This window comes from Caulobacter sp. DMC95 (assembly GCF_056313785.1).
In genome coordinates this window covers 1-24,842 of sequence record NZ_JBQUZP010000010.1, presented here as the reverse complement: position 1 = coordinate 24,842, position 24,842 = coordinate 1, and the positions used below count along the sequence as shown (strand labels likewise).

Annotated in this window: 24 protein-coding genes and 1 tRNA gene; 16 read left to right on the top strand and 9 right to left on the bottom strand. The window is 65.2% G+C overall.

Annotated elements, in window-relative coordinates; all coding sequences use genetic code 11:
* Nucleotides 1-54: 54 nt before the first annotated feature.
* A complete protein-coding gene (locus ACT53N_RS18600) occupies nt 55-1,488 on the bottom strand; it encodes a hypothetical protein (protein ID WP_476065277.1) in 1,434 nt (477 codons plus the stop codon).
* A gap of 189 nt (nt 1,489-1,677) precedes the next feature.
* Between ACT53N_RS18600 and ACT53N_RS18595 the strand changes: the two genes are divergently transcribed.
* The 4 genes from ACT53N_RS18595 to ACT53N_RS18580 all read left to right on the top strand — a co-directional run bounded on the left by ACT53N_RS18595 (nt 1,678) and on the right by ACT53N_RS18580 (nt 5,829).
* A complete protein-coding gene (locus ACT53N_RS18595) occupies nt 1,678-2,988 on the top strand; it encodes a serine hydrolase domain-containing protein (protein WP_476065276.1) in 1,311 nt (436 codons plus the stop codon).
* Between the two features lie 155 nt (nt 2,989-3,143).
* Nucleotides 3,144-4,106 carry a quinone oxidoreductase family protein gene (locus ACT53N_RS18590; protein WP_476065275.1) on the top strand — a complete coding sequence of 321 codons (963 nt, stop codon included), beginning with the start codon at nt 3,144-3,146 and terminating at the stop codon, nt 4,104-4,106.
* Between the two features lie 8 nt (nt 4,107-4,114).
* Nucleotides 4,115-5,050 (top strand): NAD(P)H-dependent flavin oxidoreductase, encoded by a 936-nt coding sequence (locus ACT53N_RS18585; RefSeq protein WP_476065274.1) that lies wholly within the window; start codon nt 4,115-4,117, stop codon nt 5,048-5,050.
* Nucleotides 5,051-5,061: 11 nt separating this feature from the next.
* Nucleotides 5,062-5,829: an SDR family oxidoreductase gene (locus ACT53N_RS18580; protein WP_476065273.1), complete on the top strand. Its 768-nt coding sequence runs from the start codon at nt 5,062-5,064 to the stop codon at nt 5,827-5,829.
* 38 nt (nt 5,830-5,867) lie between these two features.
* Here the strand turns inward: ACT53N_RS18580 and ACT53N_RS18575 are convergent, their stop codons facing one another.
* Both ACT53N_RS18575 and ACT53N_RS18570 read right to left on the bottom strand, forming a co-directional pair.
* Entirely contained in the window at nt 5,868-6,707 is an 840-nt protein-coding gene (locus tag ACT53N_RS18575) for an arginyltransferase (protein ID WP_476065272.1), read from the bottom strand.
* A 99-nt stretch (nt 6,708-6,806) separates the two neighbouring features.
* Nucleotides 6,807-7,706 (bottom strand): flagellar motor protein MotB, encoded by a 900-nt coding sequence (locus ACT53N_RS18570; RefSeq protein WP_476065271.1) that lies wholly within the window; start codon nt 7,704-7,706, stop codon nt 6,807-6,809.
* A gap of 21 nt (nt 7,707-7,727) precedes the next feature.
* On the opposite strand from ACT53N_RS18570, the gene ACT53N_RS18565 reads away from it, so the two are divergent.
* Nucleotides 7,728-8,681, top strand: coding sequence for an NAD(P)-dependent oxidoreductase (locus tag ACT53N_RS18565; RefSeq protein ID WP_476065270.1), 954 nt, complete (start codon nt 7,728-7,730; stop codon nt 8,679-8,681).
* Here ACT53N_RS18565 and bioD read toward each other — a convergent pair.
* Both bioD and bioF read right to left on the bottom strand, forming a co-directional pair.
* Nucleotides 8,678-9,337, bottom strand: a complete 660-nt coding sequence (gene bioD, locus ACT53N_RS18560) for a dethiobiotin synthase (RefSeq protein ID WP_476065269.1) — start codon at nt 9,335-9,337, stop codon at nt 8,678-8,680. The two genes, ACT53N_RS18565 and bioD, sit on opposite strands and share 4 nt — an antisense overlap.
* Complete coding sequence (bioF, locus tag ACT53N_RS18555) at nt 9,334-10,488, bottom strand: 8-amino-7-oxononanoate synthase (protein WP_476065268.1); 1,155 nt, start codon at nt 10,486-10,488, stop codon at nt 9,334-9,336. The genes bioD and bioF overlap by 4 nt, the downstream gene beginning before the upstream one ends.
* A gap of 71 nt (nt 10,489-10,559) precedes the next feature.
* On the opposite strand from bioF, the gene ACT53N_RS18550 reads away from it, so the two are divergent.
* Both ACT53N_RS18550 and ACT53N_RS18545 read left to right on the top strand, forming a co-directional pair.
* Nucleotides 10,560-11,822 carry an adenosylmethionine--8-amino-7-oxononanoate transaminase gene (locus tag ACT53N_RS18550; RefSeq protein WP_476065267.1) on the top strand — a complete coding sequence of 421 codons (1,263 nt, stop codon included), beginning with the start codon at nt 10,560-10,562 and terminating at the stop codon, nt 11,820-11,822.
* Nucleotides 11,819-12,760: a DMT family transporter gene (locus ACT53N_RS18545; RefSeq protein ID WP_476065266.1), complete on the top strand. Its 942-nt coding sequence runs from the start codon at nt 11,819-11,821 to the stop codon at nt 12,758-12,760. The genes ACT53N_RS18550 and ACT53N_RS18545 overlap by 4 nt, the downstream gene beginning before the upstream one ends.
* A gap of 48 nt (nt 12,761-12,808) precedes the next feature.
* Here ACT53N_RS18545 and sodC read toward each other — a convergent pair whose 3' ends face one another.
* Nucleotides 12,809-13,333, bottom strand: coding sequence for a superoxide dismutase[Cu-Zn] (gene sodC / locus ACT53N_RS18540; protein ID WP_476065265.1), 525 nt, complete (start codon nt 13,331-13,333; stop codon nt 12,809-12,811).
* 124 nt (nt 13,334-13,457) lie between these two features.
* Here sodC and gyrA point away from each other — a divergent pair, with 124 nt between their 5' ends.
* The 5 genes from gyrA to ACT53N_RS18515 all read left to right on the top strand — a co-directional run bounded on the left by gyrA (nt 13,458) and on the right by ACT53N_RS18515 (nt 19,116).
* On the top strand, nt 13,458-16,217 hold the full coding sequence (gene gyrA, locus ACT53N_RS18535) for a DNA gyrase subunit A (RefSeq protein ID WP_476065264.1): 2,760 nt from the start codon (nt 13,458-13,460) through the stop codon (nt 16,215-16,217).
* 26 nt (nt 16,218-16,243) lie between these two features.
* Entirely contained in the window at nt 16,244-16,735 is a 492-nt protein-coding gene (coaD, locus tag ACT53N_RS18530) for a pantetheine-phosphate adenylyltransferase (protein WP_476065263.1), read from the top strand.
* A 143-nt stretch (nt 16,736-16,878) separates the two neighbouring features.
* Complete coding sequence (locus ACT53N_RS18525) at nt 16,879-17,712, top strand: peptidylprolyl isomerase (RefSeq protein WP_476065262.1); 834 nt, start codon at nt 16,879-16,881, stop codon at nt 17,710-17,712.
* The gene (locus ACT53N_RS18520; protein WP_476065261.1) at nt 17,709-18,557 is read left to right on the top strand and encodes a peptidylprolyl isomerase; all 849 of its coding nucleotides are present in this window, start codon (nt 17,709-17,711) and stop codon (nt 18,555-18,557) included. The genes ACT53N_RS18525 and ACT53N_RS18520 overlap by 4 nt, the downstream gene beginning before the upstream one ends.
* A gap of 91 nt (nt 18,558-18,648) precedes the next feature.
* The gene (locus ACT53N_RS18515) at nt 18,649-19,116 is read left to right on the top strand and encodes a peptidylprolyl isomerase (RefSeq protein WP_268067454.1); all 468 of its coding nucleotides are present in this window, start codon (nt 18,649-18,651) and stop codon (nt 19,114-19,116) included.
* Nucleotides 19,117-19,167: 51 nt separating this feature from the next.
* Here the strand turns inward: ACT53N_RS18515 and ACT53N_RS18510 are convergent, their stop codons facing one another.
* Both ACT53N_RS18510 and ACT53N_RS18505 read right to left on the bottom strand, forming a co-directional pair.
* Nucleotides 19,168-20,145: an endonuclease/exonuclease/phosphatase family protein gene (locus ACT53N_RS18510; protein ID WP_476065260.1), complete on the bottom strand. Its 978-nt coding sequence runs from the start codon at nt 20,143-20,145 to the stop codon at nt 19,168-19,170.
* Nucleotides 20,146-20,186: 41 nt separating this feature from the next.
* Nucleotides 20,187-20,804 carry a hypothetical protein gene (locus ACT53N_RS18505; RefSeq protein WP_476065259.1) on the bottom strand — a complete coding sequence of 206 codons (618 nt, stop codon included), beginning with the start codon at nt 20,802-20,804 and terminating at the stop codon, nt 20,187-20,189.
* Between the two features lie 125 nt (nt 20,805-20,929).
* Here ACT53N_RS18505 and queA point away from each other — a divergent pair, with 125 nt between their 5' ends.
* Both queA and tgt read left to right on the top strand, forming a co-directional pair.
* Nucleotides 20,930-22,030 carry a tRNA preQ1(34) S-adenosylmethionine ribosyltransferase-isomerase QueA gene (queA, locus tag ACT53N_RS18500; protein ID WP_476065258.1) on the top strand — a complete coding sequence of 367 codons (1,101 nt, stop codon included), beginning with the start codon at nt 20,930-20,932 and terminating at the stop codon, nt 22,028-22,030.
* A complete protein-coding gene (tgt, locus tag ACT53N_RS18495; RefSeq protein ID WP_476065257.1) occupies nt 22,030-23,151 on the top strand; it encodes a tRNA guanosine(34) transglycosylase Tgt in 1,122 nt (373 codons plus the stop codon). The genes queA and tgt overlap by 1 nt, the downstream gene beginning before the upstream one ends.
* Here the strand turns inward: tgt and ACT53N_RS18490 are convergent.
* Nucleotides 23,142-23,831, bottom strand: coding sequence for a hypothetical protein (locus ACT53N_RS18490; protein ID WP_476065256.1), 690 nt, complete (start codon nt 23,829-23,831; stop codon nt 23,142-23,144). The two genes, tgt and ACT53N_RS18490, sit on opposite strands and share 10 nt — an antisense overlap.
* A gap of 127 nt (nt 23,832-23,958) precedes the next feature.
* Here ACT53N_RS18490 and ACT53N_RS18485 point away from each other — a divergent pair.
* Both ACT53N_RS18485 and ACT53N_RS18480 read left to right on the top strand, forming a co-directional pair.
* A tRNA-Lys gene (locus ACT53N_RS18485) sits at nt 23,959-24,033 on the top strand.
* 438 nt (nt 24,034-24,471) lie between these two features.
* Nucleotides 24,472-24,774: a tetratricopeptide repeat protein gene (locus ACT53N_RS18480; RefSeq protein ID WP_476065255.1), complete on the top strand. Its 303-nt coding sequence runs from the start codon at nt 24,472-24,474 to the stop codon at nt 24,772-24,774.
* Nucleotides 24,775-24,842: the final 68 nt, after the last annotated feature.

Here is a 24,842-nt window from a genome sequence, read left to right as displayed (position 1 = left end):
TTCCCCCGCCGCAAGGCGAGGGGAGCTCCTGCGCGACCTGGAAGGGCTGAAGTTCTAGGCCGCGAAGAGGATGTCCCCAGCGCCGTTGGCGCGTCCGACCGTCAGCCCCGTCACGCCGGCCAGCTTGATCAGCCCATCGCCCGCATCCAGGCCCGCCACGCTGTTTTGATGGAAGACGTAGGTGTCGCCGTTCCATTCGAAGACGGTGTTGCTGTTGGCGGCGGTCATGCCCGCATAGGCCGTCAGGGCGTCGTCGAAGGTGGCCGTGGTGATGAAGAAGAGCTGTTTCTTCTCGCCTGGACCAATGACGCCCGCGAAGCTGAGCAAGTCACGGCCCTTCTGGAAGTCTTCGATGACGGCGATATCGGAGACCTTGCCGCCCGCCATGTAGACGCTCGCGAAGGAGCCCACATCGACCGAGTCATAGCCGTCGCCGGTGGTGATCCGACCGTCGAATTGCTCGACAAAGATGATGTCGTTGCCGGTTCCGGTGTCGATATGACCGCGCATCGGACCATTGTCAGCACGGACGATGTCGTTGCCGCCGCCGGTGCGGATGTAGCGTCCGGCGTCCAGTCCGCCCTTGTCGGCTACGATCGGCTTGAGGATGTCGTTGCCCTCCGTGGCCAGCACATGGACGTCCTGACCCTCGGTCTTGGAAACATCGACGTTCCAGTCATGGGCGTAACTGGCGCGTTCGCCGGGCAAGCCCGGATCTGAAGCGCCGCCCTTGGCGTAGTCGCCGCCGGGCCCATAGGCCGAGATGAACACCGAGAGCGGGGAGGCGGTCCCGTCGATCCCGATGTCGGCGAGATAGGCGTGCACCGCCTCGACGTAGGGGCCCTTGTTGGCCTTGACCGCCTCGGCCATCAGCCAGCCGACCATCGCCGCCCGCGTGCCGAGGCCATTGCCGCCGTCGCCGCCGAGTTCGGCGAAGTACTCTCCGCGCGTATAGGCGCCGCCACGGCCGTTCGGGATCTCTTCGGCCAGGATATGGATCACGTCGTCGATCGACTTCTCGACGCCGAAGAGCTTGGCGTACGCCTTGCGGAAGGTGTCGTAGGCGGTTCCCGACGCGCCGTAGGCGTCGATGAAGTTCTGCTTGGCCTCGCCGTGCTTGACGAGGTTGACCGCGAAGTTGATGTAGCGGTTCTCCAAGTTGAAGTCGGCGTAGTAGGCGCTGTTGAGGTTGTTGGGATTGCCGCCCGCGGGAGACACCAGATAGTCCAGACCCGCGCGGCCCAAGGTGATGTCGGCGAGGAAGCCATACGACAGGGCCGCGACCTGGGTCGTCGTCTTGGCGCTGTCGTAGATCCATTGGACCGCCGAGGCGTACGACCAAGGATCGGCGACCTGACCGTTGCGGCCTGCGTCGACGCCATTGGCCATCATCGACAGCTGGGCCTGCACCGAGGTGGGAAGGGGGGCGTTTCCGGACAGTCGGGTGACGTTTCGGTAGAGCGTAGTGAGATTGTCGAGCGTGGCCATGGCTGGCTGAAACCTGTGTATTTCGTAATACCTTGTGCAGTAAAAAATATACAAGAACCCTGTTCGATCAACCCGGGCGCACATGAATTAAACTTAACCGTGGGGTAGCGACGGTGCGTTGGAAAAAGCGGGTTCCAACCTGTGAGGCGTCACTCTAAGGTCCCTCAAACAATTGTTTGGGAGGTTGGGTTGGCGTTCCGGAAATGGGTGGCGGCCAGTGCGGTCGCGATGCTGCTGGCGGGTGGAGCGCCGGCGGCCTGGGCGGAGACCAAGGCGCCCGCCATCGTCGCCGCTTCGCCCGAGAGCGCAGGCTTCTCAGCCGAGGGGCTGAAGAAACTGGACGCGCACATGCAGGGCCTTGTCGACAAGGGCCATTTGCCGGGCGTGACCACCATGCTGGTGCGCCACGGCAAGGTCGTGAACTTCCAAGTTCACGGCAAGAAGGGCTTCGACGGCCCGCCCATGACCAAGGACACAGTCTTCCGGATCTATTCGCAGACCAAGCCGGTGACCGGCGTCGCCATGATGATCCTCTTTGAGGAGGGCAAGTGGAAGCTGGACGATCCGGTTAGCAAATACATTCCCGAGTTCGCCAACCTTACGGTCTACAAGGGCGTCAATGCGGATGGGTCGTTTCAGACGGTTCCCGCCGATCGCCCGCCCACCATGCGCGAACTGATGAGCCATTCGGCGGGCTTCGCCTACGGTCTTGTTCCCGACAACCCGCTCGACAAGGCCTATGCCGACAAGGTGCTGGGCGCGCGCTCGCGTGATGACTTCGTCAAAGCGATCGCCGAGATCCCGTTGGTGGATCAACCGGGCCAGCGCTGGAAGTACAGCATCGCCGTCGATATCCAGGGGCTGATCGTCGAGAAGCTGACCGGGATGTCGCTGGGCGACTTCATGAAGGCCCGCATCTTCGACCCGCTAAAGATGAAGGACACCGGCTTCTGGCTGCCCGCCGAGAAGGCGGACCGGCTGGCGTCGCTCTATCTCTGGAGCCCCAAGGTCAACAAACTCGTTCCGGCGGATGGCTTCATGGTGCTGGACATCAGCAAGCCGCCGGTGATGGCCTCTGGCGGCGGCGGTCTGGTCTCGACGAACGCCGACTACGCCCGCTTCGCCCAGATGCTGCTGAACGGTGGCGAGCTTGAGGGCGCCCGCATCCTGAAGCCGGAGACGGTCAAGCTGATGCGCACCAACGCGCTGAGCGATGCGATCATGAATTCCAGGGAGCCGCCGTTTAACACTGCGCGCGGTCGCGGCTTCGGCCTCGATTTCGCGGTCGTGCTCGACAGCGCCAAGGCGGGGCCGCAAGGCGAGGGGACCTACAGCTGGGGCGGCGCGGCCGGCACCTGGTTCTGGATCGACCCGAAGAACGACCTGTTCTTCCTGGGCATGATCCACATCCTCAACAAGGGCGGTGATCCGGCGATCAAGGACATCGACGATGATAGCGCCAAGCTCGTCTACGACGCCTTGGTGGATCCCAAGAAATAGTCCGATCTCCCCGGCGAACGCCGGGGCCCAGATACATCCTGAGCCGTTTGGGGGCTCGCGCCGTTCTCCCCGGCCTTAACGAGGAGAGGCCCGATCTCGATCTGGACCCCGGCCTTCGCCGGGGAGATCGGTAACGGGAATGGAGGGAGAGACTGATGAAGGCGGCTGTCTACTACGAAACCGGCGCGCCGGACGTGCTCCGCTATGAGGACGTGGCCGATCCGGTTTGCCATGCCCAGGGCGTGGTCATTCGCGTTGAGGCCGTCAGCATCGAGGGGGGCGACACCCTCAATCGCGGCGGCGGCCAGATGGCGGGCAGTCCGCATATTGTCGGCTATCAGGCTGCGGGCGAGATCGTCGAGGTCGGCGCCGAGGTCTCGCATCTCAAGGTCGGCCAGAAGGTCGTGACGGTGAACGCTTTCGGCTCGCATGCTGAACTGCGGTCGGTTCCGGCGCGCAACGCCTGGCCGATTCCGGACGGGTTTGACCTCCACAAGGCCGCCGCCATTCCGGTGCCCTTCGGTACGGCGCACGAATGTCTGTTCGGCGCAGGCCGCCTGAAGGCCGGCGAGACGGTGTTGGTCCAGGCCGGCGCGGGCGCCGTGGGCCTCGCCGCCATCCAGCTGGCCAAACAGGCCGGCGCGACGGTTCTGGCCTCGGCGTCCAGCGACGAGCGCCTTGAGCGTCTGAAGCCATTCGGCATGGATCACGGGATCAACTACGGTCGTGATGATCTGGTCGAGCAGGTCATGAAGCTGACCGGCGGCAAGGGCGTCGACCTGGTCGTCGATCCTGTCGGCGGCGCGACGCTGCCAGGCAGCTTGGCGGCGCTCGGTTATCGGGGACGCGTCTCGCTGGTCGGCAACGCCGGCCGCGAGCCCATGAAGGTCGATGTCGGCTCGCTGATGGGCGGCAATCGCAGCCTGACCGGTGTGTTCCTGGGTGCCGAGATCATGACTGACCGCGTCCACGACATGATCCAGGACCTGATCGAGAAGGCGGCGCGCGGCGAGCTGGAGGTGGTCATCGACCGCACGTTCCCGCTCTCCGAAGCCGCCGCCGCCCACGCCTATATCGAAAGCCGCCAGGCCGTCGGCCGCGTGCTGCTTATTCCCTGAGGCCGATCATGACCAACCGCGTGCTCGCCCATACCGGGGCGAAGTATCCGATCATCCAGGCCCCGATGGGTTGGATTGCTCGCTATCAACTGGCCAGCGCGGTCTCCCGCGCCGGCGGTCTCGGGATCATCGAGACCTCATCCGGCGAGACCGAGAACTGCAAGGCCGAGATCACCAAGATGGCGCAGAGCGGCCTGCCGTTCGGGGTGAACCTGCCCATCATGTTCCTGCGTGACGACGCGATGCTGCGGTTCGTCTGCGAGAGCGGCGTCAAGTTCGTGACGACCTCGGCAGGCAGCCCCGCCAAGTTCATCGGCCCGCTGAAGGACGCCGGCATCGTCGTTTACCACGCCGTTCCGACCGTCGATGCGGCGGTCAAATGCGTGGAGGCGGGTGTCGACGGTCTTGTGGTCGAGGGCGCCGAGGGCGGCGGCTTCAAGAACCCCGAGGAAGTCTCGACGCTGGTCCTTCTGCAGGCCATCCGCGAGAAGGTCGACGTGCCTTTGGTCGCCGCCGGCGGCATCTGTGACGGACGCGGCATGGCCGCCGCCTTCGCCCTGGGCGCCGAAGCGGTGCAGATGGGCACCCGTTTTGTCAGCTCGGCCGAGAGCCCCGTGCACGCCAACTACAAGGCGGCGATCACCGGGGCCAAGGAGACCGGCACCTGGGTGCTGAACAAGAAGGCCAGCCCCTGCATCCGGGCCATCAAGTCCGACCTGACCAAGGAAATCTACGACGCCGGCGTCATGCCGCCGGACGTGCTGAAGAACATTCTCGGCGTCTATTTCGGCGGGGACATGGAGGCTGCGCCAGCCCTGGCCGGTCAGACGGTCGGCCTGATCAACGAGGTCAAGCCGGTCAAGAACATCATCGACGAGACCGTCGCCCAGTTTCACCAGATCACCGGGCGCCTCGGCGCCCTGGCCGCCGCCGGCGGCTTCTAGAGGGTACGATTATGCAAAATCTCTTCTCGCTTGAGGGCCGTGTCGCCCTGGTCACGGGCGGCTCGCGCGGCATCGGCGCGATGATCACGCGGGGTTTCCTGACCCACGGCGCCAAGCGCGTCTACATCACCGCCCGCAAGGCCGCCGCCTGCGACGCCGCCGCCGAAGAGCTGAGCCAGTACGGCGAATGCATCTCGCTGCCGGGCGACGTCTCGACCATGGAAGGCATCCAGGGCCTAGCCGCCCGGATCAAGGAACGCGAGCCCAAGCTCGACATCCTGGTCAACAACGCCGGCGCCGCCTGGGGCGCTGCCTTCGACGAGTTCCCCGAGAGCGGCTGGGACAAGACGGTCGACCTCAACATGAAGACGCCGTTCTTCCTGACTCAAGCCCTGATCGGCGAGCTGCGGGCGGCTGCCAAGGATCACGTCGCCAAGGTGATCAACATCGCCTCGATCGACGGACAGTCGGTCACCAAGGACGAGACCTATCCCTATGGCGCGTCGAAGGCTGGTCTGCTGCACATGACCAAGCGGATGGCCCTGCGTTTGGCGCCGGAGAACATCGCTGTCAGCTGTATCGCGCCGGGTGCCTTCGCCTCGGACATGAACAAGGTGGCGCGCGACCATGCCGACGCGGTCGCCAAGATGATCCCGGCCGGCCGCATCGGCGAGGCCGAGGACATGGCGGGCGCGGCGATCTATCTGGCTTCGCGCGCGGGCGACTATGTGGTGGGCGGCGCGGTGACCGTCGACGGCGGCGTCAGCTTCGCACGCTAACTTTGGGCGGCTCCCCGTTCCGCTGGAGTGGGGAGCGCCTATCCTAGGTCTTCGATGTCCGCCGGTTCGGCGTCGCTGAGCGGAAGGTCGCACGTGTCCCTCAACGCGCCGGGACCGCGTGGCGGCCGCGCGCCGCGTTCACGCGCCGACATCAGCGACCAGCCGCCGGGCTTGAGGATCTCCAGCGGCGAGAAGCGCGCCTTGTAGGCCATCTTCTCGCTGCCCGGCACCCAATAGCCGAGATAGACGTAGGGCAGGCCGTTTTGTTGCGCCTGGACGATGTGGTCCAGGATGATGAACGAGCCCAGGCTGCTGCGCGGCTGATCAGGTTCGTAGAAACTGTAGACCAGCGACAGACCATCGGCGAGCACATCGACCAGCACGCAGGCGACGAGATCGCCGGGGCCGCGGTCCAGAGACTTGCGGCGATACTCGATCAGGTGCGTGCGGACGGCCGTGTCCTCGACCATCGCCACATAGTCGGGCCAGGTCATCTCGGCCATGCCGCCATCGGCATGCCGGGCTAGCAGATAGCGGCGTAGCAGCTCGAACTGCTCCAGCGTCGCCTCGGCCTCGACCAGATGACGTTCCAGGTCCTCGTTGCGGCTGAGGATCTTCCGTTCGGAACGGGAGAGGACGTATTCCGCCGCCGGCGCGCGGGCTGACTGGCACGCCCGGCATGTCTCGCAGGCGGGGCGGTATGCGATGTTCTGGGAGCGGCGGAAACCGACCTGTGTCAGGCTATCGTTGACGACAGGACCGTCGGAGAGAGGGAGGTGGGCGAAGACCTTCCGCTCCTCGCGACCAGGCAAGTACGGGCAAGGCGTGGGCGCCGTCAGAAAGAACCGAAGCTGTCGCGTCGGAAAATGCTGCGTCACGTTTCGCCAGTCCCCTTCAGCCTATTGCTGTCCTGAACGGGATTAGGCGGCATACCGTTTCGTTGCGCAAGCTTCACGGAAGCGGCGCGCGGCGAACGGTCACAGCCCGTCAGGCAGCACGGGTTTTTCTCGCAGCAGAACGATCGAGATCCGGCGGTTCCCCGCCAGGGTCGGGTCGTCGGCATAGAGCGGTTCGGAATTGGCCTTGCCCGACACCTGATAGATGCGGTCGTCGTCGACGCCAGCGCCGCGCAGCACTTGACGAGAGGCGTCGGCGCGCTGAGCCGAGAGCGCCCAGTCGCCGTCCTGCTTCTTGCCGAAGGCGTTGGCGCTGGTGTGGCCCGAAATCGTCACCCGGTTCGGCAGCTGGGTGATCACCTTGGCGACGGCGCGCAGCAAGATACGGGCGCGATCATTGGGCTCGCGCGAGTTCTCCTTGAACATGGAGCGACCTTCCTGGTCGACCAGCTGGATGCGCAGGCCTTCAGGCGTCTGATCGATCAGGATCTGTTTCGAAAGCTCGGCCAGCTCGGGCATATCCTGCAGCGATTGCCTGAGGGATTGGGCTGCGGATGCAAAGCTGTCCTGTTCCTTCTTGGCCAGGGCGTCGCGCAAAGCCTGCTCACTAGCGGACTCCAGGTTCGCGGTCTCGCTGCTTTGACCCTCTTTGCTGACGTCTTGCGGCGCTTCCGGCGCCATCTGCTGGACGACGGACAGCTTACCATCAGCCTTTGCGCCGTCGTCGCCCAACGATGTGCCGCCCAGGATGCCGCCGGAACCGCTGGTGGTCGAGGAAATCGAGGCGGGCGCGAAGTAGTCCGCGATACCCTGCTTTTGCTCTGGGCTGGTCGTGTTCAGCAGCCACATCAACAGGAAGAACGCCATCATCGCCGTTACGAAGTCGGCATAGGCCACCTTCCAGGCGCCGCCATGGTGACCATGGCCGCCGCCCTTCTTGACCTTCTTGATGATGATCGGCTGTTCGCTGTTGACCGCCATCGTGCTTAAGCCTGCTTAACCTTGAGTCCGCAACCTGCCCAAAGGTCGTTAAGATGGGGTTGCCGGAATGGTTATGGCGCGCGTAATCCCAGCCTTCTTTTGAGGAGCAGCGGCATGAAGACGGCGTTTATCGGCATGGGCGTGATGGGCTTCCCGATGGCCGGTCACCTGAAGGCCGCCGGCCACGAGGTCGCCGTCTACAATCGCTCGCCGGAAAAGGCCCACCGCTGGGCCGAAAAGCATGGCGGACCGGCGTTCGAGACGATCGCCGAAGCTGTCGTCGGCGCGGAGGTGGTGCTGCTTTGCGTGGGCAATGATGATGATGTCCGCGACGTCGTGGCGCAGGTGTTGCCGGCCATGGGCGAGGGCGGCGTCATCGTTGATCACACCACGACCTCGGCCAAAGTGGCGCGCGAGATGGCCGTGCTGGCGGCCCAGAGCGGTCGGGCGTTCGTTGACGCGCCTGTCTCCGGCGGTCAAGCCGGGGCGGAGAACGGCCAACTGACGATCATGGTCGGCGGCGATCAGGTCGCTTTTGACCGAGTTCTCCCGCTGATCGAGGTCTACGCCAAGGCCGTGCGCCGCATGGGCGAGGTCGGGGCGGGACAGCTGACCAAGATGTGCAACCAGATCGCCATCGCCGGCGTGGTCCAGGGCGTCGCTGAGGCGCTGCACTTCGCCAAGCGGGCCGGCCTGCCGACCGACGATGTGCTGGCGGCGATCTCCAAGGGCGCGGCTCAATCGTGGCAGATGGAGAACCGCTGGCCGACCATGGCGCAGGGGAAGTTCGACTTCGGCTTCGCGGTCGACTGGATGCGCAAGGATCTTGGGATCGCGCTCGATGAAGCGCGAACAAACGGCGCCAAGCTTCCGGCCACGGCGCTGATCGATCAGTTCTATGCGGAGGTCCAGGCGATGGGCGGGAACCGCTGGGATACGTCCAGCCTGGTCGCCCGCCTCGAGAAGGACCGTTAAGCCAGCAGGGTGTCGACCAGCGCGCCCGCGTCCCAGGTCGCGGCGCGCGGCGCGCTCAGGATCGGCGCCTGCTGTTCGAAAGCGCAGAGCAGGGCGAGCGTTTGATCCAGGTCCGGTGCGTCCAGGCTTTCACTGACGACAATCGCCGCGATGGTCAGGCCGCGCATGCGAACCGCCTCTACCGCCGTGAGCAGGTGGCTGGCCGTGCCGAGATAGCTGCCCGCCACTAGGAGAACCGGCAGGCCAAGCGCCTTCATCAGGTCGAGATTGGTCGCCTCATCGGTCATGGGCGACATCACCCCACCGGCGCCTTCGATCAGGGCTAGCTTGACGTCGCGCGACGAGAGCCAGTTCCGGCAGTCGGAGATGAGGTCGTCCATCCGCAGGGCGTCGCCTTCGAGCCGCGCGGCGAGGTTTGGCGCCAGCGGCGCTCTGTACCGGCGCGGCGAGACCTCGGCCCAGGCCTCCGGACGGCCCAAGGCGCGGGCGAGCCGGGCAGGATCGCTGTCGTCGGGCGCGTGCGGATCAAAGCCGCTGACCACGGGCTTGAAGGCGTCGACGATCAGGCCGCGCGAGCGGGCGGCCTCAAGCAGAGCGCACGCGACGTGAGTCTTTCCCAGGTCGGTTCCCGTGCCGGCGACGAAGAGCGCCTTCATGAGCCGGTTCCCCGCAGTTCGCCGATGGCGTCCGCCAGGCGGATCACATCCGTGTCGTCATGGGCGGCGCTGAACGCGACCCGCAGGCGCGCCGTGCCTTCAGGAACGGTTGGCGGCCGGATCGCAACGACGAGGAAGCCCTGATCCTGAAGGCTCGCGGAAGCGGCGAGGGCGCTGCCGGCCGAGCCCAGTACAACGGGAACAATCGGGCTGCGGGCCGGGGGCAGACCCAGTCGCTGCGTGAACAGTCGAGCCTTGGCCAGCGGAACCTCGGTGATTGTCGGATCGGCCTCGATCAAGTCCAGCGCCGCTAGCGCGGCGGCGACGGATGCCGGGGGCAGGCCGGTAGCGTACACCAGGGTGCGCGCGCGGGTCTTCAGGAGGTCGACCACTGCCTGGGAGCCGCAGAGATAGCCACCGTAGGACCCTAGCGCTTTCGAGAGCGTGCCCATCTGTAGCGGGATCTTGGCGTTCGGAAACAGAGCGCCAGAGCCCTTTCCGCCAGCCAGCACGCCCACGCCATGGGCGTCATCGCTGAGCAGCCAGGCGTCATGGCGCTCACAGATGTCCGACAGCACATCGAGCGGCGCGATGTCTCCGTCCATCGAGAAGACACCATCGGTCGCCACCAGGGCGTGGCGCGCCTGACCCCGTTCGGACAGGAGAAGGCGCTCGAGATCGGCCGGATCATTGTGCGCGAACTTGACGACCTTGGCCCCGGACAACTGCACGCCGGCCCAGATGCAGGCATGGGCCAGGGCGTCAATGAGCACGACATCGCCGGGGCCGACCAAGGTTGGAATGACGCCGGTGTTGGCCAGGTAGCCCGAGCCGAAGACGCAGGCCGCTTCGGCGCCCTTCAGTCTGGCCAACCGCTTTTCGAGGTCGGAGAGCAGCGGATGGTCTCCCGTGATCAGACGGGAGGCCGCGGCACCGGCGCCGTAGTTCAACGCGGCCTCGGCCGCCGCCGCGCGGACCAAGGGGTGCTGCGACAGGTTGAGGTAGTCATTGCAGGAAAACGAAACCAGACGTTTGCCGTCGCGCTCGACCACCGCGCCGTCATGGCGACGCGTCGGGGTCAGGCGCCGCCTCAGGCTCTTGCTTTCGAGAGCCGCCAGCTTGTCGCCGGCGAAGGCGTCGAGGCTACGCATGTCGTTTCCCTTTGCGACGGATGAGCCGGGGGCATAGGCAAGGCGCCCCGAGTCCGCAAACGGAAAGCGTGATGTCCGAACCCCGCTGGCTGGCTGAAGGCGCGCCGCATGTCTGGCGACCCTACTGCCAGATGAAGACCGCTAGGCCGCCCTTGCCGGTGGTCGCCACGCGTGGTTCGCGGCTGATCCTTGAAGACGGCCGGGAACTGGTCGACGGCTTGGCCTCGTGGTGGACGGCTTGTCACGGGTACAACCACCCGCACATTGCGGAGGCTCTGCGCAAACAGATTGAGGCGATGCCGCACGTCATGTTCGGCGGCCTGGCGCACGAGCCGGCCTATCGTCTGGCCAAACGGCTGGCCGATCTGCTCCCGGGCGACCTCGACCACGTATTCTTCGCCGAAAGCGGTTCAGTGGCCGTCGAGATCGCGATGAAGATGGCGCTTCAGTACCAGCTGAATCGCGGCGTCAACGGGCGGACCCGGTTCCTGGCGTTCCGTGGCGGTTATCACGGGGACACGCTGGCCACGATGACGATCTGTGATCCGGAGGAGGGGATGCACAGCCTGTTCGCAGGCGTCATGCCGGCCCAGGTGATCGCCGATCTGCCCCGGGACCCTGCGTCCGAGGCTGCGCTCGATTCACTGCTGGCGGCGCGCGGACACGAGATCGCCGCCATGCTTGTAGAGCCCCTGATCCAGGGCGCCGGCGGGATGCTCCCGCACCCTCCGGAGGTTTTGAAGACCCTTCGACGATTGGCCGACAAGCATGACGTGCTGCTGATCTTCGATGAGATCTTCACGGGCTTTGGCCGGACGGGATCTTTGTTCGCCATGCATGCGGCGGGCGTCGAGCCCGATATCGTCACGCTGTCCAAGGCGCTGACCGGCGGGACGTTGCCGCTTTCGGCGGCGGTCGCCCGTCGCAAGGTGTTCGAGGCTTTCTGGTCGGACGACCCGGGAGCGGCCTTGATGCATGGCCCGACCTATATGGCCAACCCGCTGGCCTGCGCCGCCGCCAACGCTTCGCTGGACCTGTTCGAAGACGGCGGTTGGGCGCGCGATGTGGCCCGCGTGTCCGCCGCTCTCGGGGAGGGGCTGGAGCCCTGCCGCGGAGGGCGCGGCGTGGTCGACGTCCGGGCGCTGGGCGCGATCGGCGTGGTCGAGTTCGAGGGCCCGGTCGCGGTGTCCGATCTCTGCGCGCGCTTCGCCGAACTTGGCGCCTGGATCCGCCCGATGGGTAAGGTGGTCTATCTGACGCCCGCTTTCACGACGCCGGATGATGATCTGGCGCTGCTCACACGTGCGGTGCGACAGGTTGTCGGCGTCGATTGACCCCGGTCGCCGGGTCTGGTCCAAGCGGGGCCATGTCCGGCAAGTCATCCCCGCTCTCGGTCCTGGAATATCTGGCGATCTTCGCGATCATCATGACCTGGGGGATCAACAACGCCGCCGCCAAGGTCGCGACGGCCTATCTTCCGCCGATGATGGTCGGCGGTCTGCGCTTTCTGGCCGCGCTGGTCTTCCTGTTCCCGTTCATTCGCCCGCCATTTCCTGAACCGAGGAAGCTGGCGGCGATCGTGCTGCTGACCGGGCCGATCCACTTTGGTCTGGTCTATGTCGGATTCGGCATGGGCCAGTCGCTCAGCCCGCTGGTGGTGGCCAGCCAGCTCTGGATCCCGTTCACCGCCCTGGTTGCGTGGAAGCTCCTGGGCGAGACCATGCGTCTGCCGGCTGTGCTGGGCCTGATCGTCGCCTTTGTCGGCGTCGCCTGGATGACGCTGGATCCACATACGTCGGGCGATCTGCCCGCGATTGTGCTGATTGTGCTGGCCAGCGCGTGCTGGGCCGTGGCCACCATCCTGGTGCGCATGACGCCGGGCGCCAAGCCTTTGAAGGTCCAGGCGATCACCGCGCTTTTCGCAGCGCCAAGCCTGATGGCCATGTCCTTCACGTTTGAGACGCAGGTGGTGGAGCGTGTGATGACCGCGCCGCCCATCGCGTGGGCCTGCGTTGTCTTTGCTGGCGTGGTCTCAACGATCGGGGCCAGCGCGCTGCTGTTCTGGCTGGTCCAGCGGCGAGAAGCCGGCCGCGTGACGCCGTACTTCCTGCTGACGCCTCTGGTGTCCTGCACGATTGGTGTGATGTTCCTGGGCGACAAGCTGACGCCGCAACTTCTGATCGGCGGCGCAGCGACGATGGTGGGCGTGGCGCTGGTGGCGCTGACGGAAAAGAGGGCGCGCGCCGAAGAGGCCTTGGCGGAGACCGCCTAGGCCTCTTTCGATGGTGGCTGGGCCACCATCGAAAGAGCCTCGTGACCGCTACTTGATCACGCCGCAGGCCACGCGCGCGCCGGCGCCGCCGATGGGTTGGGTCTTGTGGTCGTCAGCATTGGCGTGGACGACGATAGACGAGCCGTCGGCGTCCAGCAGGGCGGGGCGGCCGCCGGCGCCCTTCAGGGACACCAGGGTCGAGTAGATTTCGGCCGTCGCCGAGCCGTCCGCGCCGGCGAAGATGTTGGGCAGGTCCCCACTATCGTTCGCATCGGGGTTCAGGAGCCCGTGCACGGTGGTCGCGGCGGTGTGTACATGCGCGCCCGCCGACTTGAAGTCCGGCGTTCCGCAGTCGCCCTTCTCGTGGAAATGCGCCGCGTGCCAGCCGGGCGTCAGGCCCTTCAGTTCCAGTTTCAGGAGTACGCCATGCGGCGCTTCGGTGAGCGTGACCGAGCCGGCGTCCTTGCCGTCGCCCGCCTTGACGAGCGCAGTCGCGGTGGTCTGCGCCAGGACCGGGGAGGCGGCGAGGATGGCGGCGAGGCTTAGCGCGGCGGCGGCGGGGAGGCGGATCATGCGTTTTTCCTTCGGATTCAAGCGAAACGATGGGGAGAAGCCCCCCGAAAGGTGGCGTCATCCCTGTCCGAATGCTAACAGTTTTAGACAGTTCCGTGTTCGATTCTGACGGCGAAAAATCCCCTTGAACGACGATCACAACACCATCCCCGCTGACGGTTCGCGCGGGGATATCGCCCCGATCAATATCGAGGACGAACTCCGCCGCTCGTATCTGGATTACGCGATGAGCGTGATCGTCAGCCGCGCCCTGCCGGACGCGCGCGACGGTCTCAAGCCGGTACACCGACGGGTGCTGTTCTCGATGCACGAGCAGGGGCAGACGCCGGAGCGTCCCTATGTGAAGTCGGCCCGCGTGGTCGGTGACGTGATGGGTAAGTATCACCCGCACGGCGACGCCTCGATCTACTTCACTCTGGTCCGCATGACCCAGTCGTTCTCGATGGGTCTGGTGCTGATCGACGGCCAGGGCAATTTCGGTTCGGTCGACGGCGATATGCCTGCGGCCATGCGCTACACCGAATGCCGGATGGCGCCGCCGGCCATGGCGCTGCTGGCTGACCTTGATAAGGACACGGTCGACTTCGTCGACAACTACGACGGCAAGGAGCAGGAACCGACCGTCCTGCCGTCGCGCATTCCGAACCTGCTGGTCAATGGCGCGGGCGGCATCGCCGTCGGCATGGCCACTAACATCCCGCCGCACAATCTGGGCGAGGTGATCGACGCCTGTCTGCTGCTGATCGATCAGCCGGACGTGACGACCGACCAGCTGCTGGATCTGGTGCCCGGTCCCGACTTCCCGACCGGCGGTGAGATCATCGGCCGCGCGGGCCCGCGTCAGGCGCTGCTGACCGGCCGCGGCTCGGTGATCATGCGCGGCGTGGCCAGCGTTGAAGAGCTGCGCGCGGGCCGCGAGGCCATCATCATCACCGAGATCCCGTATCAGGTGAACAAGGCCAATCTGGTCGAGCACATCGCCGAGCTGGTCCGCGAAAAGAAGATCGAGGGCGTCGCCGATATCCGCGACGAGAGCAACCGCGACGGCATGCGCATCGTGGTCGAGCTCAAGCGTGACGCCTCGGGCGAGGTGATCCTCAACCAGCTCTATCGCTTCACCGCGCTGCAGAGCTCGTTCGGCGTCAACATGCTGGCGCTGAACCGTGGTCGTCCCGAGCAGATGGGCCTGCACCAGCTGATCCAGCTGTTCGTCGAGTTCCGCGAGGAAGTCGTCGTCCGCCGGACCAAGTTCGAACTGGGCAAGGCCCGTGATCGCGGCCACGTGCTGGTCGGTCTCACGATCGCCGTCGCCAATATCGATGAATTCATCCACATCATCCGCTCGTCCAAGGACCCGACTGAGGCGCGTGAGCGCCTCGTGGCCAAGTCCTGGCCGGCGGGCGACATGCTGCCGCTGGTCGAGCTGATCGCCGACCCGCGCACGGTGCAGGAAGATGGCGGCCTAATCCGCCTGACCGACGAGCAGGCCCGCGCCATCCTGGCCCTGACCCTGTCGCGTCTGACCGGCCTTGGCCGCGATGAAATCGGCAACGAGGCGGCGGCCCTGGCTGACGCCATCCGGGGTTATCTGGATCTGCTCTCCGATCGCGCCAACATCATGGCCGTGGTCCGCGAGGAGTTGGTCGAGGTCCGCGAGAAGTTCGCCATTCCGCGCCGCTGCCAGATCGTCGACGGCGACGCCGACATGGAAGATGAGGATCTGATCGTCCGCGAGGACATGGTCATCACCGTCACCATGGGCGGCTATGTGAAGCGCACGCCGCTGGCCAACTACCGCACCCAGCATCGGGGCGGCAAAGGCAAGTCGGGCATGGCGACCAAGAACGAGGACGCCGTCACCCGGGTGTTCTCTGCCTCTACCCACGCGCCGCTGCTGTTCTTCACCTCGGGCGGCAAGGTCTACAAGATGAAGGTGTGGCGCCTGCCTTTGGGCGTCGCCAACTCGCGTGGCAAGGCCTTCGTCAATCTGCTGCCGATCGAGCCGGGCGAGACGATCACCTCGATCCTGGCCCTGCCGGAGGACGAGGCCACCTGGAGCGGCCTGGACGTGATGTTCGCCACCCGCTCGGGCAGCGTCCGCCGCAACAAGCTCAGCGACTTTGTGGACGTGCGCCGCAACGGCAAGATCGCCATGAAGCTTGACGAGGGCGACGGTATCGTCGGCGTGGCCGTCTGCAACGCCGACCAGGATGTCCTGTTGACCACGGCGGCCGGCCGCTGCATCCGCTTCTCGGTCGACGAGGTGCGCGTGTTCGCCAGCCGTGATTCCACTGGCGTGCGCGGCGTGAAACTGCTGGACGGCGATCAGGTCATCTCGATGGCGGTCCTGCGTAGCGTCGACGCCACGCCCGCCGAACGCGCCGCCTATCTCAAGCACCAGCGCGCCATGCTGCGCGCCGCCGACGGCGAAGAGGGCGAAGACGCCACGACTGCCGGCGATGAGGGCGATGAAGAGGTCGGTGAAGCCTCCCTGACGCCGGAACGGATCGCCGAACTTGGCGCGGCTGAGGAAATCCTGCTGACCGTCTCGTCGGAAGGCTTCGGCAAGCGCACCAGCGCCTATGATTTCCGTCGTACGGGCCGTGGCGGCCAAGGCTTGGCCGCGCAGGATCTGAGCAAGCGCGGCGGTCGTTTGGTGGGTTCGTTCCCAGTCGATGAAAGCGATCAGATCCTCTTGGTCACCGACCAGGGGCAACTGATCCGGGTGCCCGTATCGCAAATTCGTGTTGCAGCGCGGAATACTCAGGGCGTAACCATCTTCCGCACGGCGCAGGACGAGCACGTCGTCAGCGTCGAGCGCCTCGCCGATTCCGGCGGGGACGATGGTCAGGGCGAGGACAGCGGGGCGGAAGAGACCCCGTAACCCTCGGAACCAGAATAGGGGGTTGCATGCGGGTCGGGCTTTATCCGGGAACCTTCGACCCGGTCACCAACGGTCACCTCGATATCATCGGGCGCGCCGTGAAGCTGGTCGACAAGCTGGTGATCGGGGTCGCGATCAATATCGGTAAAGGTCCGCTGTTCTCCCTTGAAGAGCGCGTCGAGATCCTGGAACGCGAGACCGTCCACCTGAAGAAGATCGCTGAGATCGAGGTGCGTCCCTTCAACAGCCTGTTGATGCACTTCGCCCGCGATGTGAACGCCCAGATGATCGTGCGCGGCCTGCGGGCCGTCGCCGACTTCGAGTACGAGTTCCAGATGACGGCGATGAACCAGCAGCTGGACCGTGAGATCGAGACGGTCTTCCTGATGGCTGATCCGCGTCACCAAGCGATCGCCTCGCGCCTTGTGAAGGAGATCGCGACCCTGGGCGGCGATATCGGCAAGTTCGTGCCGGCGGGCGTGGCGCAGCAACTGTTGGCCAAGGTCGGCAAGGCCTAGAGCCTTCTGGTGTTCGATAAGCCGGTGAAGCTCTAGGCTTCGCCGTTATCCGGCCGAATTCCTGCGCTTCAACAGCCGCCGCACTTGTCGGGGAGGCCGCGCCGTTCTACGCCCGGTTTCGACTGTTCTGTTCGGGGTACTCCATGAAGCTCGCCACGACCGCCGCCGCGCTGGCGCTGGCCGCCACCACGGTTTCCTTTGGCGCGGCCTCGGCCCAAGCTGTGTCCGACTGGCGAACGCCCGACCCCAACAACGTGCTGCTGGTCGAGACCAACAAGGGCCGGATCATCGCCGAGCTCTATCCCGAGGTGGCTCCGAACCATGTCGAGCGCGTGCGCAGCCTGGCCAAGAGCGGTTTCTATGATGGCCTGAGCTTCTTCCGCGTCATTGCGGATTTCATGGCCCAGACCGGCGACCCGAAGAATACGGGCGAGGGGGGCTCTGACCTCCCGGACCTGACGGCGGAGTTCAACTTCCGTCGCGGGGCAGACATGCCGCTGGGCGCCGGCTTCAAGCTCGGCAGTAATGAATCGGGTTGGGTCGGGGCGTTGTCCGTCACGAGCCAGCCGTCGGCGCTGGCCGTGATGACCGCCGATCGCAAGGTCTCCACCTGGGGCAACTTCTGCGCTGGCGTCGTGGGCATGGCGCGGGCGGGCGACCCCAACAGCGCCAACAGCCAGTTCTATTTCATGCGCGCGGCGAACGCAGGCCTCGACAAGACCTACACCGCCTTTGGTCGCGTGCTGCAGGGCGTGGACGTGGTCAAGGCCATCAAGACGGGTGAGCCCGTACCGGACCCGCAGGACAAGATGCTGAGCGTGAAGGTTCTGGCCGACATGCCGGCGGACAAACGTCCCACCGTCCAGGTGATGGATACGCGCGGCCCCGCGTTCAAGGCCCTGGTGGCCAAGCGCCAGGCGGAGCTAGGCTCCAGCTTTACGAACTGCGACGTCGACGTTCCCGCCCAGGTGAAATGATGATCCTCTCGCGCGCGCTCCTGGCTGGGCTCTGCCTGGCGGCCTCGACCTCCGTTGTTCATGCAGCACCCAAGGCGGTGAAGCTCACCGAGGCCGACTGGCGTACGCCGGCGCCCGAGACGATCATGGTGATCGACACCAACAAGGGCCGCGTGCTGGTCGAGCTGGTCCCCGAGGTCGCGCCCAACCACGTCGCTCGCCTGCAGGATCTGACCCGTGCGGGCCTCTACGACGGTCGCACGTTCTTTCGCGTCATCGACCGCTTCATGGCCCAGACCGGCGATCCCACGAACACGGGCGAGGGGGGCTCGGATCGTCCCAACCTGAAGGCGGAGTTCACGTTCAGGCGCTCGGCCGAGACGGGCTTTGTGCCCATGGCGGCTCCGGCCGGACTTGAAGTCGGCTTGCTCAAGTCTTTGCCGGTCGTGAGCCAGAACTGGAGCTGGAGCGAGGTGACCAGCGACAAGAAGGTGGCCGCCTGGGCGACTTACTGCCCTGGCGTGATCGGCATGGCGCGAAGCGAGGACAACAACTCGGCCAACAGCCAGTTCTTCCTGATGCGCCAGCCCTATCCCTCGCTCGACAAGCGCTACACCGCCTTTGGCCGCGCGATCAGCGGGCTCGAGGCGGTCCGCGCGATCAAGACGGGCGAGCCGGTCCCCGCGCCTCAGGACATGATGCAGAAGGTCCGCCTGCTATCGGACATCCCCGAAAGCGAGCGGCCCAAGGTGCGGGTCATCGACCCTAAGGGGCCATGGTTCGCCGCCGAGACCAAGCGTCTGCGCGCCCTGAACGGCGCGGACTTTTCGGTGTGCGACATCGATCTGCCGGTCGAGATCCGCTGAGACCAAACCGATTTCCGGCCGCAACTTGGTTCACAGGCGACCGTGAACCGCGCTAGAAGCGCGGATAACACTCGCCATCCAAGGGAAGACCATGTCGGCCGACCTCGAAAACACCCTCATCCTGACGCTCGAGAGCGGTCCGGTCACGATCAAGCTGCGTCCCGACCTGGCGCCGGGCCACGTGGCCCGCATCAAGGAACTCGTGCGCGAAGGCTTCTACGACGGCGTGGTCTTCCACCGCGTGATCCCGGGCTTCATGGCCCAGGGCGGCGATCCGTCGGGCACCGGTCGCGGTGGTTCGGACAAGCCAGACCTGAAGGCTGAGTTCAACGACGAACCGCACGTGCGCGGCGTCTGCTCGATGGCCCGCACCCCGAACCCGGACTCGGCCAACAGCCAGTTCTTCATCGTGTTCGACGACGCGACGTTCCTCGACAAGCAATACACCGTCTGGGGTCAGGTGACCGAGGGCATGGAACACGTCGACGCCCTGCCCAAGGGCGAGCCGCCGCGCGCGCCGGGCAAGATCGTCAGCGCCAAGATCGCCGCCGACGCCTGATCGTGCGATAGACTTTTGGAAGCGGCCTCGAACCTCGTTCGGGGCCGTTTGCTATTTGCGCCGAAACGTCACGACGACTGGACGGTGGTCAGAACCCACCGCAGGACCACGCTCTACCTTGACCGCTCGCCATTGCTCGCCGGCATAGACGTGGTCGATCGGTAGGAAGGGAGCGGGAGCGGCCATCACGCGCGAGAACTTGCCAGCCGGCCAGGACGCCATTGCGCGCGTCCAACGCTGCAGACCCAGGGCCTTGTCCTGCCGCTTCAGCGTGAAGGACCACGGCGTGGAGTTGAAGTCGCCAGCCAAGATCATGCTCTGACGATCAAATCCTGAAGCCAGATTCACCAGCTTGCGGCTCTGCGCCTGTTGAGGCCCGGCGGGCACAGGCCAAGTGTAGTGCACGCCCATCACCGTGAAGGGACCCTTCGCATCGGCCAGAGTGGCCCAGGCGGCTGAAAGATAGGGGCCTTCGAAGGCCGCCCCTCCACGGGCGATCATTTTCTTTCGCGAGAAAATCCAGGTCTCGCAGCGCTGACCCTTCTCGCACGAAGCAAAGGGATAGGTCGCTCGTAACGCCTTCACGATGGGCCAGGACTCGCCGGCTCCTTCTTCGAGCACCACAACATCGGCGTCCTGCGCGAGCAGCCATTCGAGGCTCTTCTTGGGATTACGGTTCTCGTGCCAGACGTTGAACTGGATGACCTTCAAGTCGCTTTGAGCAACCGTAGCCGGCTTAAAACGCGCAGCCGCCCAGAGCTCGGGGCCCATCAGGATGGCGCTGGCTAGAAGGCCAACGCCACCGAGCGAGACCATCACCCATCGCTCGGCGCCGCGTGCGGCGATGCCACCCAAGGCGATTGCGCCAACGGCCATCGCAAGCCAGAGCGGCGCAGCATGCGTGAAGGCGTCAAGTCGATCGCTGAACGCCCCGCCTAGGCAAGCCAGGGACATACCCGAGCCGACCAGGCCCAGCATCAACGCGGTGCCGCGGAAAAGCAGGCTCAGAAGTTGAACGAGCAGGCGCATATACGGGCCATAGCACGCCCAGGCGACGGCGGAAGAGCGATCTAGTCCCCGGCGAAATATGTGAAGCGGATGTTGCTCAGCCGCGCGGCGCCGAGCTGAATGTCGCCTCGCAGCACGATCAAGTCCTCGTCCGTGGGACCGCTGGCTTTCGCCCGCTTCAAGGCCTCGAGGTCAAAGGCGCCGGAGAACACCACGTCGCCGAGACGCTTGTCCTTGGCGCGGAAGACGACCGCCTTGCCGTCGACGCGGTAGACCTCTGGCAGAAGGCGAAAACTCACCGTGTGATAGGTCTGGCCAAGTTCGTTTTCGGCGGTCGGGCTGGTGACGTCCTCGAACTCCAGGAAAATCGGCGCGTAGGTGGTGGGGCGCTTGCCCTGTTCCCAGGCCGCGAAATCCTCGAGCGTGCCAATATTGAGGGACGAAAGCTCCCAGGGGCCCGATTTTATCGTCGGGTCGCTGAAGTAGTATCCGAACGCATCGAGCTTGGCGTCATGTTGAAAGTTCGCAGCGCTGGCGCTGGGCGTCGCGCTGCTTGGTGTTGTCGAGGCGGCGGCGCTCGACGGGGCGGGCGCCTCAGGCGACGACGGGCTCTGCCTCTGGTCGCCGCAAGCCCCCAGGAGCAACAGCGGCGCCAGCGCCGGAATGAGCAGACGGTTCATGTCGTTTTCCCCCCAACAGCGCGTCCGTCGGAACCATGCGTTAAGGGTGTTCGCCTTGTCCACTTGCCTCGCGCGATGGGCTAAGTCTTGACCTTCGGCGATGGTCGTGTGTTTGAAGCCGGCCCATGCGCCTTTCCGACTTCGATTTCGACCTCCCCGAGGACCGCATCGCCCTGCGACCGGCGGAGCCACGCCACGCCGCGCGTTTCCTGGTGGTGCGCCCTGGCCAGCCTTTGGCCGATCATGTCGTCAGCGACCTTCCTGATTTTCTGCGGCCCGGGGACGCCTTGGTCTTCAACGACACACGTGTGATCCCGGCGCGCCTGGCGGGCCTTCGCGAAGGGCGCACGACGGGCGGGGCGGATGGAACGCCGGTCGCGGTCGAGGCGACTCTGCATCGTCGTCTGACGCCCAACCGCTGGAGCGCCTTCATGCGTCCTGGCAAGCGCCTGAAGGTCGGCGACCGCGTCGCGTTCGGCGCGCGCGAGGACCGGGCGTGTGATCTGGACCGCCTGGACGCGGTGATCGCCGAGAAGCACGAGGGGGGCGAAGTCGTCCTGGCGTTTGATCTTTCGGGTCCCGACCTCGACGTCGGCATCGCAAAGCACGGCGACATGCCGCTGCCGCCCTACATCGCCGCCAAGCGTGGCGAGGACGAGCGGGATCGCGCCGATTATCAGACGGTCTATGCGCGCGAGGACGGCTCGGTCGCGGCCCCGACGGCCGGGCTGCACTTCACGCCTGAGCTACTGGATCACCTCAAGGCTAAGGGCGTGTCTCTGCATTTCGTCACGTTGCACGTCGGGGCGGGCACCTTCCTGCCGGTCAAGACCGACGATGTTTCCGACCACAAGATGCACGCCGAGTACGGACAGGTGACCGAAGAGATCGCCGATGCTCTCAACGCCGTACGCGCTGCTGGAGGCCGTATCGTGTGCGTCGGCACCACGTCGTTGCGCCTCCTGGAAAGCGCCACTGGCGAGGATGGTGTTGTGCGCCCGTTCGCCGATGAAACCGCGATCTTCATCACACCCGGCTACCGATTCCGGGCCGCCGACGTGCTGATGACGAACTTCCACCTGCCGAAGTCGACCCTGTTCATGCTGGTCAGCGCCTTTGCGGGCACGGCGACCATGCGCGCGGCCTATGAGCACGCGATCCAGACGGGCTACCGCTTCTATTCCTATGGCGACAGCAGTCTGCTGTTCAAAGACGAGAGCTGCTGATGGTCGCGTTCCCCTTCGAGATCAAGGCCACCGACGGCAAGGCCCGGACGGGTGTGCTCAAGACGCCGCGCGGCGATATCCGCACGCCGGCCTTCATGCCAGTCGGCACCGCCGCCACGGTGAAGGCGATGACGGTCGACCAGGTCAAGGCAACCGGCGCCGACATCATCCTCGGCAACACTTACCACCTGATGCTACGCCCCTCGGCCGAACGGGTGAAGCGTCTGGGCGGCCTTCACAAGTTCATGCGCTGGGACAAGCCGATCCTTACTGACAGTGGCGGCTTCCAGGTGATGAGCCTGTCAGGCATCAGCAAGCTGACCGAGGAGGCCGTGACCTTCTCCAGCCACGTCGACGGCTCCAAGCACGTGCTGACGCCCGAGCGCTCCATCGAGATCCAGGCCGACCTGCTGGGCAGCGATATCGTCATGCAGCTGGATGAGTGCGTAGCTTGGCCAGCGGAGGAGACGAGGGCGCGCAAGGGCATGGAGCTTTCGGCGCGCTGGGCCAAACGCTCGAAGGACGCCTTCGGGGCCCGCGACACCCAGGCCCTGTTCGGTATCCAGCAAGGCTCGACCTTCGAGAATCTCCGCCGTGAATCGTCCGAACGCCTGCGCGAGATCGGTTTTGACGGCTATGCGATTGGAGGGCTGGCGGTCGGCGAGGGGCACCAGGCGATGTGTGAGGTCTTGGACTATGCGCCCGGCTTCCTGCCCGAGGACCGCCCGCGCTACCTGATGGGAGTCGGCAAGCCGATCGATCTGGTCGAGGCCGTGGCCCGGGGCGTCGACATGTTTGACTGCGTCCTGCCGACCCGCTCGGGCCGCCACGGCCAGGCCTGGACTTGGGATGGTCCCATCAACTTGAAGAACGCCAAATACGCCGAGGACGAGACGCCGCTGGACCCAGGCAGCGACTGCCCAGCCAGCCGCGATTACTCAAAGGCCTATCTGCGCCACCTTTTCAAGGCCGAGGAGATCCTCGGTCAGGTGCTGCTGTCGTGGCACAATATCGCGTTCTTCCAGGCGCTGACCGCCGCCATGCGCGCGGCGATCGCGGAAGGACGCTTCGAGCAATTCCGGCGCGATTTCGCCGCCCGGCATCTCGCGGGTCAGCCGTAGGGCCCGTTGGGAACTCGCGGAGCCTCGTCCTTGACGATCGGGAATCTCGGGCGCCGAGGACCGTAGGGATCGGGCGGCGGCGGCATGCCAGGGTCGACCACGGGCGGTACGGCGATTGGCTTATGCCGTGGCGTAGCCGGCGGATTGCAGCCGCGGGCTTCACCCAAGCCCTTGAGATAGGCGCGACGCACATTCCCTGAGGCGATCGCGCTTTGCACGAGGCGATCGTGTCGCTCGGCGCCAGTCAGCTTTCGCACCCAGCCGCGCATAGGAATCAGGTCCTGAGCGGTGCTTGCGATCGCGCCCAGCGCCGCCTCGCCGGCGGCCTTGCGGCTGCGGTCCATCAGGTCTTCGTTCTCTTGAGGTGGGTTACGGTCGATATCCTCACCCAGCGCCGCGTCCAGAGGTTCGACCAGCGAGATCAGCGTCCGGCAGTCTGCGCGGCTGGGACGCTGATAGGGATCGTCCATCGCCTCGAGCAGAACACGAGGGATTTTGGTACGAACGATGTTCACATCGCGGAGTGGCGCGCTGACTGCGCCGCTGATTCCTTCCTTGTTGGCTTCGGACGTCGACTTGATGCGTCCGTCCTCGCTGGGAGGAGGCTGCTGCTGCCGCGCGGACACGTTCGCCGCCAGAGACAGGCCGCAAAACACCGCCAAAAAGAAGGTTCGACGCATGGGTCACCTTAACGCGTACACAGCTTTACCGTCATCCCACGCAAAAACGGCGAAACCGTGCTTGCGACGCACGCGACCCCCGACTATGGTCCGCGCCGCTTCCCCCGGCCCCCGCCGGATCGTGAGCGGGCCGGTAGCTCAGTGGTAGAGCATTCGACTTTTAATCGAATGGTCCTGGGTTCGAATCCCAGCCGGCCTACCAATTTCTCTTGAAAATCGAGCTAAAACAGTACCTTGGTGTCGGTCGGCGCCGATGTGTACTCATCGTTCGACCACTTTCGCTATCGTCGGACGGCTGACGCCCTCCTGTCGTCTCGCCTCGGGAAGCACGGATCGTGTTTTGGTTGGGACCCCGTAAGACTTGATCTTTCACTGTCGACGATGCGCTTGCCCGATGCAGGGAGTTCGCTCGTGTTCTCAAGATTGCATCGCTCCGATGTGATCAAGGCGTACTAGGCTAGCCTCATGAGATTTCTTTGAGGGGGTGACGATAAAAGCGTTGCCGCCGATTCTTCGAGAGAGAAGCAGGGATATTTTGGATGTGATCTAGGCGGAAAGAGTTTCCCTCGCCACCGCCTACCATTCTTTCACCGAACAGTGCATCAACTGCCACGGTTTCAAAGTGCAGGTGCGCCCATTGATGCTTTCGGATGAAGCGCTGATCGAGCTCTACCATCGCGCCGACCTTAGCACTGTCGAACGCGCCGCCCGCGCGATCCTGGATGATGCTCCCGATCGCAGTGTGGCGCTCAGAATTCTCGGCGTTGTGCTCTACCAACAAAGACGGTTTGCAGACGCCTTACCGGTTCAAACTAAGCTTTTGTCTGATCGAAGCGAGCCGCTCGACGTCATCAACATGGCCGCGACGCTGCGTGCGCTAGGCCGCCACGACCAAGCGATAGACCTTCTGCGCAGGGTGCTCGACATTAACCCGGTGACGTGACCCCCGTTTCTCATCCAGCGATAACGAGAGTCCTGGGTTGATTTGAGCCTTGGTGTTGGTGGGTGGCA

Excerpts from the sequence above, each read along its gene's own strand:
- ACT53N_RS18600 (WP_476065277.1), bottom strand. The coding sequence starts at position 1,488 with ATGGCCACGCTCGACAATCTCACTACGCTCTACCGAAACGTCACCCGA.
- ACT53N_RS18590 (WP_476065275.1), top strand. The coding sequence starts at position 3,144 with ATGAAGGCGGCTGTCTACTACGAAACCGGCGCGCCGGACGTGCTCCGC.
- ACT53N_RS18585 (WP_476065274.1), top strand. The coding sequence starts at position 4,115 with ATGACCAACCGCGTGCTCGCCCATACCGGGGCGAAGTATCCGATCATC.
- ACT53N_RS18580 (WP_476065273.1), top strand. The coding sequence starts at position 5,062 with ATGCAAAATCTCTTCTCGCTTGAGGGCCGTGTCGCCCTGGTCACGGGC.
- ACT53N_RS18570 (WP_476065271.1), bottom strand. The coding sequence starts at position 7,706 with ATGGCGGTCAACAGCGAACAGCCGATCATCATCAAGAAGGTCAAGAAG.
- bioD (WP_476065269.1), bottom strand. The coding sequence starts at position 9,337 with ATGAAGGCGCTCTTCGTCGCCGGCACGGGAACCGACCTGGGAAAGACT.
- bioF (WP_476065268.1), bottom strand. The coding sequence starts at position 10,488 with ATGCGTAGCCTCGACGCCTTCGCCGGCGACAAGCTGGCGGCTCTCGAA.
- ACT53N_RS18550 (WP_476065267.1), top strand. The coding sequence starts at position 10,560 with ATGTCCGAACCCCGCTGGCTGGCTGAAGGCGCGCCGCATGTCTGGCGA.
- sodC (WP_476065265.1), bottom strand. The coding sequence starts at position 13,333 with ATGATCCGCCTCCCCGCCGCCGCCGCGCTAAGCCTCGCCGCCATCCTC.
- coaD (WP_476065263.1), top strand. The coding sequence starts at position 16,244 with ATGCGGGTCGGGCTTTATCCGGGAACCTTCGACCCGGTCACCAACGGT.
- ACT53N_RS18525 (WP_476065262.1), top strand. The coding sequence starts at position 16,879 with ATGAAGCTCGCCACGACCGCCGCCGCGCTGGCGCTGGCCGCCACCACG.
- ACT53N_RS18520 (WP_476065261.1), top strand. The coding sequence starts at position 17,709 with ATGATGATCCTCTCGCGCGCGCTCCTGGCTGGGCTCTGCCTGGCGGCC.
- ACT53N_RS18515 (WP_268067454.1), top strand. The coding sequence starts at position 18,649 with ATGTCGGCCGACCTCGAAAACACCCTCATCCTGACGCTCGAGAGCGGT.
- ACT53N_RS18510 (WP_476065260.1), bottom strand. The coding sequence starts at position 20,145 with ATGCGCCTGCTCGTTCAACTTCTGAGCCTGCTTTTCCGCGGCACCGCG.
- ACT53N_RS18505 (WP_476065259.1), bottom strand. The coding sequence starts at position 20,804 with ATGAACCGTCTGCTCATTCCGGCGCTGGCGCCGCTGTTGCTCCTGGGG.
- queA (WP_476065258.1), top strand. The coding sequence starts at position 20,930 with ATGCGCCTTTCCGACTTCGATTTCGACCTCCCCGAGGACCGCATCGCC.
- tgt (WP_476065257.1), top strand. The coding sequence starts at position 22,030 with ATGGTCGCGTTCCCCTTCGAGATCAAGGCCACCGACGGCAAGGCCCGG.
- ACT53N_RS18490 (WP_476065256.1), bottom strand. The coding sequence starts at position 23,831 with ATGCGTCGAACCTTCTTTTTGGCGGTGTTTTGCGGCCTGTCTCTGGCG.
- ACT53N_RS18480 (WP_476065255.1), top strand. The coding sequence starts at position 24,472 with ATGCTTTCGGATGAAGCGCTGATCGAGCTCTACCATCGCGCCGACCTT.